Raw genomic sequence first — 11,754 nt, 5'->3', positions numbered from 1 at the left:
CGGGAGCAGACCGTTGGCCTGCTCCCGGCACTCTCTCAGTAAAACTACAGGTTGGGGCTCCCGCCGCCACAGGGTCCGTTCATAGGATGGCAGCCATGGTCAGGGTCAGTCGTCGTCATTTCATCCAAGGCGCGGGGCTGGCGGTTTTCGGCGCCGCCGCCGGCGCCACCGTCGCCCGCTCGAGCATCTTCCCGCTGCCGCCCAGCGCATCCGCGGCGACTCCGGCTCCCTCAGCATCAGGGACGGCAGGAGCGACAGCTCCCCCTGACCGGACCTTCGTGAGCACGAAGCTCACGACGCCGCATGTCAACGTCTGGTCGTCGGGGGCCACGGCCCCGGGCCTGATCTTCGCGGGACCGATGGGGCACGGCTCGAACGGCCTGATCATGGACAATCAGGGGCGTCCGGTGTGGATGGAGCCCACCGGCGCCGGCGTCACCGATCTGCGAGTCCAGACCTACCAGGGCAAGCCCGTGCTGACCTACTGGAGCGGCAAGGGCATGGGCGGCCACGGGGAGGGGTCCGGCATCATCAAGGACACTTCCTACCGGACCATCGCCCAGGTCAATGCAGGCGACGGCCTCAAGGCCGACCTTCACGAATTCACGGTCACACCGAAGGGCACCGCCCTCCTGACCTCGTACCCGACGATCCAGTTCGACCTCACCCCGGCCGGCGGCCAGGCGAACGGCTTCATGTACGACTGCCACGTGCAGGAAGTGGACATCGCCACGGGCAACCTGCTCTTCGACTGGAAGGCCTCCGACTACGTGGGGCTGGACGAGAGCTACGTCAAGACCTCCGACGACCCCACTGCCGACGGCTCGAGTGCTGCCAAGGCTTTCGATCCCTATCACGTCAACGCCGTCTCACTCCGCTCCGACGGGTACCTCATTTCCTTCCGGCACACGCACACGATCTACAACGTCGACCCCACCGGAGCGATCCAGTGGCGGTTGGGGGGGAAGAGGAGCGATTTCGCCCTCCCGGCCGATGCCGTCTTCGCATGGCAGCACGACGTCCGCCAGCGGGCCAACGGCGTCATCAGCATGTTCGACAACCACTACAAGGACGGCACGACAGGGACCTCCCGCGGGCTCCTCCTGAACGTGGACGAGCAGAAGCGCACCGCTTCGGTCAAGCTCGAGCTGGCGCGCGGCGGCCATCGCGGCAACGCGATGGGCAATGTGCAGTTCCTCGCGAACGGCAACTACATGGTCGGCTGGGGATCCGACCCCGCAGCCACCGAGTTCACCGCCAACGGGACCCCCGTCTTCGAGGCCACCAACATCGGCGGCGGCTCATATCGCGTCTACCGCTCGCTGTGGACCGCGACTCCGACAACCGTGCCGGACGTCGTCGTCGTCCAGGGCAATGGTTCGACGATGCAGGCGTACGCGAGCTGGAACGGGGCCACCGAGGTCGCGAGCTGGCGGTTCCTCACCGGAAGCGATGCCTCCTCGCTCAAGGAGTCGGCAATCGTGAAGAAGACCGGCTTCGAGACCTCCGTGGCGGTCGCAGCAGCCCCGCATCTGGCGGCTCAGGCGCTCGACGCCCACGGCCAGGTCCTCGCCACCTCGTCGGTGATCAGCACTTAGGCAATTCAACCGCCCCCAGGGCCGTTGGGCAGCCCGACGGCTGCTCAGCGGCGGGGGAGCGGCGTCCACGCCTCCTGCGACGTCGTGACGAGTCGCTGCTGGTCGGCCGATTCTTCGATGGCGAGTCCGATGAGCTGGTCTTGGGCCGCCTCGGCGAGCGGATACGGCGCCGGTCCGACCCCGCGAACCCATTCCGCCATGGCCAAGAGCGTGGCCGACATCGCGACGTCCTCGTCATTGAACCTCTGCCCGAAGAACGGGTTGCGCCACAGGACGGTCCCGTCGAGGCTCAGATGGGCGGTGTCGAAGCCTTCGTGGTCGAGTTCGTACCCGGTCTGGTGACGGGATATGCGCGACTCGAGGATCGTCTCCGCGTCGACGAGCCGGACCACGCGATCGTCGATGATCTCGCCCATGCTGCCCCGGAGCAGGAGGCGTCGCGCTCGCAGGTGGTTGCGTGATTGGTTGTCCGTGAAGTCGTAGACGGCGCTCCGTCCGCTGTCGAACTCGAGGGTTGCGATCGTGGTGGTGGCCTGCCTGGGGACGAGATCGTGCGTCCAGCCGGAACGATCACTGGGATTGACGAGCGGACCGGCAAACCGGCGTGCGCTCACCGTCGCGGATTCGAAGCCAACGCCGAGGTACCGCCTGGCGAGGCTCGCAGCGTGGTACAAATGCGTCGACGAGATCTGCACCGAGCTGATTTCTCCGATGATTCCCGCGTGCCCAGCCGCTAGCCTGGCGGCATGCGTGGGCATGAGCGCGTACTGCTCGGCCACCTGCACCAGTCCCGAGGGGCCGACGGCGCTCCACAGTTCGCGGAGGCTCTCAAGATCCGGTGCCGGGGGAGTCTCGGAGAGCACGGGCACCCCGCGGGCCACGGATTCCTTCACGATGCTGGGGTTGGCCGCCCAGCTCACGCTCGTGACGACGAAATCGGGTTTGCCGACGTCGAGAAGCTGTTCCGCTGTCTCGAACGCAGCAACGCCCCAGCGTTCGGCCACTTCCTGCCGCGCGGATTCCCTTCGCGCGACCACGCCGATGCATTCCATCACCTCCGGGAAGCGCGCGATGAGCTTGAGAAAGTACTGTCCGCGCCAGGCTGCACCGATGACGCCGACGCGCAGCCTCCCTGTGCTCGCCATGCCCCTCCCTCCGGAACCTTTGCCGTTCTGTCTACGCGACCTTATCGAGGCTGCACGGCCGACGGCGCGTGCTTGCCAGAGTTGCCATGGCGATGGGCATCGTCGCGGCTGGCGATAGGGCCGATGGAGGCTATTGCCTAACCGAGGTCGACCCTTAGAGTTCCCCTGTGTCCGCACATCAGGGGAAGCGTCGGGACCTCCCTGCCCCGCACCGGATAGCGAGCGCCAAGGCGATCTTCGTGTGCGTCTGGGTAGCGCTTGTCGCCATCCTGCCCGCGAGCGGACTCGTGGCCGATGCGGGAGAGTCCCACGCTCAAGTAGGACTCCTCGATCTTCCACGAATCCCATGGGAAGGCGGCCCGGATTATTGGAAGAGATTCCCCGCGGCCGCGGCAGCGGGGTGGGACGACCCGGCTTTCTTTCCCATCGTTGCGTGGTACAACGGCATAAGCTCTGACGCTGAGGCCCAATATGACAAGAGTCTCGGAATCAACACGTACATCGGAATGGATGCATCGACGCCGTACAGCCTTTTTGCAGACAACGGCATGTACTGGATCGGGCCGCCGCTCAACGACACCTTCACGCGCGCCAGCAAGAATTGGGTCGGTGAATTCCTGGACGACGAGGTTGACGGACGTTACGCGCCGCAGCAGGGGAGAGCCCATCTCCAGCAGCTGAGTGATCAGGCAAGGGCCGATGGCCGGTTCGCCTACACCAACTACACGCAGTCTGTCCTAGCAAATGATATGGCCCCCGCGGATGCCAACGCATATGTCAACGACTTCACCGACGCGGTATCGGTGGACATGTACTGGTACACGGTTCCCTTCTGCAGTGATTCGCCGTATCGACAGAATTACCTCGTGCCGATTCCGCAGGCTTCGTGCAGGTCGGCCTCGAGCTATGGGAAGACCATTCAGATGCTTCGGCAACGGGACGCCGCCGACGGTAGGCTGCAGCCTCTGTGGCAGTTTGTGGAAAACCTGAACGGGGGCCCTGGCGGCCAGCCACTCACCGCGTATATCACGCCCGAGGAAGTCGAGGGGGCCGTCATGAGTTCCCTCATCAACGAGGCCCGCGGAATTGTGTACTTCAATCAGAGCCTCAGCGGACCGTGTCAGGGAGGCAGCATCTTCCGGGAATCCCAGGTCGTCCCCGGATTCTGCGCTGACCCCCAGGTGTCGGCCGCCAAGAAGGTCGATTCACTCATCAAGGGGCTGGCCCCGGTCCTCAACACGCAGTCCTATGCGTATTCCTTCGGGCCAGGGCTTCAGACCATGCTGAAGGTGCACGGCGGGTCGGTTTACATCTTCGCTATGACCGACGGCGCTGCGCCGCCGGGAGATCGCACGTTCACTCTGCCAGCGGGAGTGGCCGGGCGCAGCGTCGAGGTCATCGACGAAGGGCGGACCATCTCCGCCAGCGCCGGTGGCGTCTTCGAGGATCGCTTCCAGAGCGAAAGCAGCTTCCACGTGTACCGTGTGGCCGAATAGCCCCTCCCCGGAACCCGTCAGGATCGAAGAAGCCTCCCTGAACTGTGGCTGCCTAGACTGACGGGAGAAGCCGCTTCGGAGAGGGAGAGACGATGAGCCTGGCCGCGAGGACTGGAGACCGATTCGGGCTGCCCCTCGCCGACAGCCATGACTTGATCCGCGTTCACGGCGCGCGAGAGAACAACCTCAAGGATGTCAGCGTCGAAATCCCGAAAAGGCGGATGACCGTCTTCACCGGAGTCTCAGGGTCGGGCAAGAGCTCGCTGGTCTTCGCCACCATCGCGGCAGAGTCGCAACGCATGATCAACGAGACGTACAGCGCCTTCGTGCAGGGCTTCATGCCGACTCTGTCCCGTCCGGACGTCGACGTACTCGAAGGGCTGACCACCGCGATCATCGTGGATCAGGAGCCGATGGGCGCCAATCCGCGGTCCACGGTCGGGACTGCCACAGATGCCAATGCGATGCTGCGCATCCTCTTCAGCCGTCTGGGCCAGCCGCGCATCGGCTCGCCTAACGCCTACTCGTTCAACGTCCCTTCCGTGAGGGCCAGCGGAGCGATCACGGTCGAGCGGGGCGAGGGAAAGACAAAGACTGAAAAGGCGACGTTCCACCGACTCGGCGGCATGTGCCCTCGCTGCGAGGGAACAGGCTCCGTCACCGACTTCGATTTGACCGCGTTGTACGACGCCGGCAAGTCGCTGAGCGAAGGGGCCCTCACCATTCCGGGCTATTCCATGGATGGCTGGTTCGGGCGGATCTTCAGCAGCAGTGGCTTCTTCGACATGAACAAGCCCATCGGAAGATTCTCCAAGCGGGAGCTCCACGACCTGCTGTACAAGGAGCCGACCAAGATCAAGGTCGAAGGCATCAACCTCACGTATGAGGGCGTCATCCCGAAAATCCAGAAGTCGATGCTCTCCAAGGACCCCGAGGCAATGCAGCCGCACATCCGTGCCTTCGTGGACCGGGCCATTACGTTCATGACCTGTCCGGAGTGCGGGGGGACGCGCCTCAGCCAGGAGGCTCTTTCCTCGAAGATCGAAGGGAAGAACATTGCCGATCTCTGCTCGATGCAGATCACCGATCTCGCGGAGTGGGTGCGCGCGCTCGACGAGCCCTCGGTCGCTCCTCTTCTCGGAGGGCTCCAGCACCTCCTCGACTCGTTCGCCGAAATCGGGCTCGGTTATCTTTCACTCGACCGGCCGACGGGCTCCCTTTCCGGGGGAGAGGCCCAGCGCACCAAGATGATCCGACATCTGGGCTCGTCCCTCACCGACATCACGTACGTCTTCGACGAGCCGACGATCGGGCTGCACCCTCACGACATCCAACGGATGAACCAGCTTCTGCTCCAATTGCGCGACAAGGGGAACACTGTGCTTGTCGTCGAGCACAAGCCCGAGGCGATCGCGATCGCCGACCACGTCGTCGATCTGGGCCCGGGCGCAGGGTCTGAGGGCGGGATGGTCTGCTTCGAGGGAACGGTCGATGGCCTGCGGGCAAGCGACACGATCACTGGTCGCCATCTCGATGATCGGGCAGGCCTGAAGAATTCGGTGCGACCGCCGTCGGGCGCGCTCGAGGTGCGTGGAGCGTCCGAGCACAATCTCCGGGAAGTCGACATCGACATCCCGTTGGGGGTCCTCGTCGTGGTGACCGGCGTCGCCGGCTCTGGCAAGAGTTCGCTCATTCACGGATCCGTGGCTGGCCGGGACGGCGTCGTCGTGATCGACCAGACCGGCATCAGGGGTTCGCGCCGCAGCAACCCAGCGACGTACACCGGGCTGCTCGAGCCGATTCGGAAGGCGTTCGCGAAGGCAAGCGGCGTCAAGCCCGCGCTTTTCAGCTCCAATTCCGAGGGCGCCTGCCCCGCATGCAACGGTGCCGGCGTCATCTACACCGATCTGGGCGTCATGGCGACAGTGGAGTCCACGTGCGAGGAATGCGGAGGGAAGCGGTTCCAGGCGTCCGTGCTCGAGTACACGCTGGGCGGCAGGAACATTGCCGAGGTGCTCGCAATGTCCGTTGCAGAGGCGGAGGAATTCTTTGGACACGGCGAAGCCCGTACGCTCGCTGCCCACAAGATCCTCTGCCGGCTCGCGGACGTAGGGCTCGGATACCTGACCCTCGGCCAGCCGCTCACTACGCTGTCCGGAGGCGAGCGGCAACGGCTCAAGCTGGCCACCCAGATGGCGGAGAAGGGCGATGTCTACGTCCTCGACGAGCCGACAACCGGTCTGCATCTTGCCGACGTCGACCAACTGCTCGGATTATTGGACCGGCTGGTCGACTCCGGCAAATCCGTCATCGTCATCGAGCACCATCAGGCCGTCATGGCCCACGCGGATTGGATCATCGACCTCGGACCTGGGGCGGGGCACGACGGCGGCCGGATCGTTTTCGAAGGCACGCCAGCAGAACTCGTGGCTGCCCGCTCGACGCTGACGGGTGAGCATCTCGCCGCCTATGTAGGCGCGTGAGCCTAGTCTCCGGACTCTGCAGGCGATGGATTTGGCACGCGTGTGCGGGGAAGATGGAATTGCTTGAGAGGCGTGCGTGCGCCCGGGATCGAACTGCAGGGTGACCGTTCCCGGGCGCAGTCCTGCGCTGTAGGCAAAGTTCGGACGGGAGAAGGCTCCGGCCAGCTCTAGCGCTCTAATGGTGACGTGGCTGGACGCGTCGAGTCAGCGCCGCTCCCTGTTCGGGATAATGCCGGATCGTCGCTTGGGCCACGAGCAAGATCTGGCGCTGTGCGTGGGTGAGCTCCTCCCACTTCCTCGGTCCTATGGCCTCGATGGCTTGGCCGACCGCTGCTGCTTGCGCCTGCTCATCTCGTGACTCGACGCCTTTCGGGGGACCTGCATGGCCTTCTGCCAGCCCGCAGGTCCGAAGGACCGCGAGAGCGTCAATGACTATGGCGCGGTGCGCATACATCAGGCCCTCCTTGGAGATCCATTTCCCTCGTCAATACAGTCTGGTGTGAGGGGCTGCGGGAGTCTTGAGTAATCACTACTCGATTCCCTAGGCCCGGCCACTTAGGCGCCGGGGCAGGTACCTGATGTTCGGGCAGACCCCGAGATTCCTCGGGTAGCACTCTGCGCACTCCCGTTCTACTTGCAAAGGCCACCCGCGAGTACGCGTCGTCCCCTTGGGCGCGGCGCGTCGATTACGCGAATCGGAGTACCCCAGGACTCTATTGCGCCCCCGGGGCTTTACCGCCCCTTTCGTGCAGACCAACTTTGAACCAGACAACGGAGACCATACCCGTCGCGAAGCGCTTCCTCCTGAGGGGGGTCCATGGAAAGCCTATACAGCTTCAATATCGTCCAGCGGCCTCTGCTGTATGCGTTCTACGCCGTCAGCCTCCTGGGAATTGTCTATCTGACAGTGCGCCCGGTGGTCTTTCCGCAACCCTTCCGCGCCAGACTCAACCACTCGGCGAGGAGGGAAACCGGGGCCTCTGACCGCCCTGAGCTGTCGCCCCGCGCTTGGGTTCTCACGGCGCTGATCGCTGTGACCGCTGGCGCCGGGCTTGGCGTACTGGTCTTGCTCATCTGCGAGGGTTGGCTGGACATCTTCGGACTCCCGCTCGACCCGGACACCCGGGCATGGGTCATCGCCGCCTTCGCTGCCGTGGCTCTGGCCCTGGTGAACTTCTGGCGATCACGCTGGTTGCGGAGGATCCTTGCCGGGTGCTCGGCCATTGTCTTCGCGACGACCGCGGGCCTGGGAATCAACGCGGGGTATGGACTCAACCCCACCCTCGGCTCGCTCATGGGGGTGGACGCCGGCAGTTACCTTGCCCTGCCCCAGCAGGAGTCCAAGGTGCAGCGCGCCGAGGCTCCGCCCCAAACCAGCACGGCGCCGCTCCGGCAGACGTGGAATCCGCCGGTCGGGATGCCGAAGACCGGTCGAGTCGGCGCCGTCAAGATCCCCGCCACAGCGTCGGGATTCCAAGCGCGCGATGCATACCTGTATCTGCCACCCGCCGCTTTGGTTGCGGACCCGCCGCCGCTGCCGATCATCGTGATGATGATGGGTCAGCCGGGAAGCCCCGACCAGGACAAATCCGCCGTCGCGGAGCTCAATGCCTTGGCCGCGAAGAACCACGGCCTGGCCCCTCTCTTCCTCACCGTTGACCAGTTGGGGAATCCGTACCAGAACCCGGTGTGCGTCGACTCCGCAAGCGGCAATGTCTACACCTACATCACCACTGATGTCGTGAATTTCATCCGTACGAAGCTCAACGTAGCTCCAGGCAGGGACAACTGGGCCATAGCTGGCTACTCGGACGGTGGCGAATGCGCCCTGTCAGTCGCAGCGAAGAGGCCGGACCTCTTCGGCTCACTGCTCGATGTTTCGGGCGAACTCCAACCTCTCAACGGCAGCGTCCAGAACACCATCAACACCATCTTCCGCGGGAACCAAGCCGAATTCACGGCCGAAGAACCAGCGACTATCCTCAAGGACCATACGTACAGCGACGAGCTGGCAATCTTCACGAGCGGCTCGCTGGACACGACCTTCACCCCGCAGGCCGTGGCCGCCGAGGCTGATGCCAAAGCCGCAGGCATGACTACCTACCGGTTCACGGGAAACGACATCGGACATCGGGGCGACTCCGTCGATTATGGGCTGAAGACCGGCCTGCCGCTGCTGTACGTCCGCTTCGGGCTTTCCGCACCATGACGGGTGGACGGGGGCCCACGGAAATGGGCGGCGTCGGATCCCCATCGAGACTCACTCGCCCGAGCTGGCGACGGAGGCTCAGGGCGCCTTCGGCCCCGCGGCTCGTCCGAGCGCTCAGATCGTCACCCGTCGCACTCGGCTACGCCATACTGCTCTGGGCCGTCCAGGGGGCCACCCCCATCCTGCAGAGCCTTCCTGCCGACGCGATGAGGGAACGGGTGGGAGCTTCCGCTTGGACCCTCTTTGCCCGGCCGTGGTCGTTGGTGACAGCGGCCTTTTGGGTGCAGGGGGCCGCGGTCTGCGTGGCGTCGACCGTCGCCCTGCTGCTGGTCGGCGTCCCCTTGGAGCGGCGATTGGGCTCACCCCGTTTCGCTGCAGCGGCTGCAGCGAGCCAGATTCTCGGCGTCATAGCGGCAGCGGGACTGACGTGGGCGATCCGCGGAATGATGGGTTTCTGGTCCGCTGACCTGATGTCCCACCGGTACCTCGGTCTAACCGCGGCCCTCTGCGGGGCGATGATGGCCGCTACCGCTACGTTGCCGGCCCTCTGGCGGCGTCGTCTTCGGACCAGCGTCCCCCTCCTGCTGCTGGTCCTTGCCCTTTACGAAGGATCTTTCGCCGACCTCGTCAGGCTGGCTGCCGCCGTCGTCGGAGTCCTTGTGGGGCCGCTTCTCTGGGGACGCCGCCCGGTGCTTGCCTGGCCCACGATCTCCCGGAGGGAGGCACGTGTGCTGCTGGCCCTCTGCGTCACGGCCTGCGCGGTCGGACCGGTTATCGCTGGGCTGTCCCCCAATCCGTCGGGGCCCCTTTCGGTGCTCCGCTTCCTGTTTACCGATATCCAGTCCGTCGATCCCAAAGTGCTCGCGAGTACGTGCGCGAACCCGCTGAATTCGTCTGGATGCCAGATGATGCTCCTCCAATTGCGGGCCGGTGCCGGGGGGATCTTCATGGCTATCCTTCCCTGCCTCTTGTTGCTCGTATGTGCTGAGGGGTTGCGGCGCGGTCGCCGCTTTGCATGGGGGGCAACTCTCGTGGTGCTCGGCGGCATGGCTGCTCTAGCGGTGACCCACATCCTCTTGGTGCTGTGGCCGACGCTCCCTGTCATGATCCAAGAGCAGAGCGTCGGCTTTCCGGACCTGAGCCATTCGCACCATCCCTTGGGCCTTGTGCTTCCGCTCCTGCTGCCGGTCGTCCTGTTCGTGCTCATCGCAGGATTCCGAAATTTCTTCACCCTTACCGCACCGCGCGGCACATATCGCCGGCTCGGACTAATGATCCTGCTGGTCGGCATAGGGCTCGCGGTGGTCTATGTTTCCGGCGGTGTGGCGCTCTCGCGTGGTTTCACTCCGATTCCCTCTCTCACACAATTCGTGGCCGACGTGCCCGACCGCTTCCTGCCACTCGGCTATACCCTCGACATCCCCCCCGCGATCTTCCCCGAAAGCACCCGCGCCGTGCTTCTTTATGAAGGCACCGGGATAGCCTTCTGGCTGGTGACGGGAACGCTCGTCCTCGTCTCTTTCCTGCAGCCCGCCAGCACCGAGGACGGTACTGATCCTGCGAGAGTGCGAACTATCCTGCGGTCCGCCTCGGGAAGCCCGCTTTCGTGGATGACCACCTGGTCGGGTAACCGCTACTGGTTCACTCCCGATGGCCGCGGGTACGTGGCGTACCGGGTGATCTTCGGCATTGCCCTGGCCCTCGGTCCTCCTGTGGCGCCAACCGTCGATTCCCGGGCCGGCGTCGAGGGATTCGCCCGCTTCTGCGGGGACAATGGGTGGACTCCGTGCTTCTACTCGGCTAACCGGGAACTCCTCGGCATCACCAGCGCGATAGGTTGGCGCTCCATGGAAATCGCGCAGCAGGCAATTCTCCCTTTGGCTTGTCTGACCTTCTCGGGCCGGCGATTCCAGAACGTCCGGTCGGCTTTGAATCGGGCTCAGAAGGACGGGATCCGCGCGGAGTGGGTGAGCTATGCGACGGCGTCGTCACGAATCCGGCGACAGATTCACGAGCTGTCCGAGGAATGGATCGCGGATCAGAAGCTGCCGGAACTGGGATTCACTCTGGGGGGCGTTGCCGAGCTTCAAGACCCGGAGGTCCGATGCTTGCTTGCCCTGGACGCAAACCTCACCGTGCACGCTGTCACTTCCTGGCTGCCGGTGTACCACGAGGGCACGATCGCTGGCTGGACGCTGGACCTGATGCGAAGACGCCGGAACGGATTCCCGAACAGCATGGAGTTCCTCATCGCCACCGCAGCGCTGACGCTGAGGGACGAGGGCTATGCCTACGTCAGTCTCTCCGGCGTGCCCTTGGTGCGTTCGGTGCAGACGGCCGACGACGGTGCCAGCACAGCCAGTGGGCGTCTCCTTGACTGGGTGGGCAAGCGGTTGGAACCGGTGTACGGATTCCGCTCGCTGATGGCCTTTAAAAGCAAATTCGCTCCGTACTACGAGCCGCTCTATCTGGTCTACCCGGAAGCTGCTGTGCTGCCGAACACCGCCAACGCGATCGCCATGGCCTACCTTGGCGACATTTCGATGCTGCGGCGCCTGGGCTTGTTCCGACAGATGCTGGTCCGGCACAAGGCCCAGAGCGCTTCGAGCACGCTCCGAACGGTGGGCCCGGAACCAGAGTATGGCGGGGGAGTGCAGGGGCGGTAATAGCGTGACATGGCGGCGCCGGGGACGCCAAAGCCGCTAGGACCCTTCCCGGACTGGAGGCAAGCATCTCTGATGGGGGGAGAAACGGTGGACGGTTCAGCGATGGCGAGGAGATGGGCGGTCGCGGCGGTTGGCGGCGTGCTGCTGCTCTCGGGGT

6 protein-coding genes and 1 pseudogene are annotated in these 11,754 nt (G+C 64.6%); 6 read left to right on the top strand and 1 reads right to left on the bottom strand.

Annotation, left to right across the window (positions count from 1 at the left end):
* Positions 1–95 precede the first annotated feature (95 nt).
* The gene (locus V7053_RS15260) at positions 96–1,598 is read left to right on the top strand and encodes an arylsulfotransferase family protein (RefSeq protein ID WP_334173124.1); all 1,503 of its coding nucleotides are present in this window, start codon (positions 96–98) and stop codon (positions 1,596–1,598) included.
* A 44-nt stretch (positions 1,599–1,642) separates the two neighbouring features.
* Here the strand turns inward: V7053_RS15260 and V7053_RS15255 are convergent, their stop codons facing one another.
* Entirely contained in the window at positions 1,643–2,743 is a 1,101-nt protein-coding gene (locus V7053_RS15255; protein ID WP_334173123.1) for a Gfo/Idh/MocA family protein, read from the bottom strand.
* Between the two features lie 167 nt (positions 2,744–2,910).
* Between V7053_RS15255 and V7053_RS15250 the strand changes: the two genes are divergently transcribed.
* From V7053_RS15250 to V7053_RS15235, 5 genes and pseudogenes are all read left to right on the top strand, one after another.
* Positions 2,911–4,239, top strand: coding sequence for a hypothetical protein (locus tag V7053_RS15250; protein WP_334173122.1), 1,329 nt, complete (start codon positions 2,911–2,913; stop codon positions 4,237–4,239).
* Positions 4,240–4,331: 92 nt separating this feature from the next.
* On the top strand, positions 4,332–6,722 hold the full coding sequence (locus V7053_RS15245; RefSeq protein ID WP_334173121.1) for an excinuclease ABC subunit UvrA: 2,391 nt from the start codon (positions 4,332–4,334) through the stop codon (positions 6,720–6,722).
* Between the two features lie 817 nt (positions 6,723–7,539).
* Positions 7,540–8,931, top strand: coding sequence for an alpha/beta hydrolase (locus V7053_RS15240; RefSeq protein ID WP_334173120.1), 1,392 nt, complete (start codon positions 7,540–7,542; stop codon positions 8,929–8,931).
* A pseudogene (locus V7053_RS19105) lies at positions 8,928–9,587 on the top strand (rhomboid family intramembrane serine protease); the annotation flags it as partial. The gene V7053_RS15240 and the pseudogene V7053_RS19105, both read left to right, overlap by 4 nt.
* 72 nt (positions 9,588–9,659) lie before the next feature.
* A complete protein-coding gene (locus V7053_RS15235) occupies positions 9,660–11,597 on the top strand; it encodes a bifunctional lysylphosphatidylglycerol flippase/synthetase MprF (protein WP_334173119.1) in 1,938 nt (645 codons plus the stop codon).
* Positions 11,598–11,754 lie beyond the last annotated feature (157 nt).

This window comes from Sinomonas sp. (assembly GCF_036848755.1).
Taxonomy (GTDB): domain Bacteria; phylum Actinomycetota; class Actinomycetes; order Actinomycetales; family Micrococcaceae; genus Sinomonas.
The sequence above is the reverse complement of the archived record's forward strand: the minus strand, read 5'-3'. Positions and strand labels throughout refer to the sequence as shown.

What these genes read in the sequence shown, in the direction of transcription:
- V7053_RS15260 (WP_334173124.1), top strand. Translation starts at nt 96, where the DNA reads ATGGTCAGGGTCAGTCGTCGTCATTTCATCCAAGGCGCGGGGCTGGCG.
- V7053_RS15255 (WP_334173123.1), bottom strand. Translation starts at nt 2,743, where the DNA reads ATGGCGAGCACAGGGAGGCTGCGCGTCGGCGTCATCGGTGCAGCCTGG.
- V7053_RS15245 (WP_334173121.1), top strand. Translation starts at nt 4,332, where the DNA reads ATGAGCCTGGCCGCGAGGACTGGAGACCGATTCGGGCTGCCCCTCGCC.
- V7053_RS15240 (WP_334173120.1), top strand. Translation starts at nt 7,540, where the DNA reads ATGGAAAGCCTATACAGCTTCAATATCGTCCAGCGGCCTCTGCTGTAT.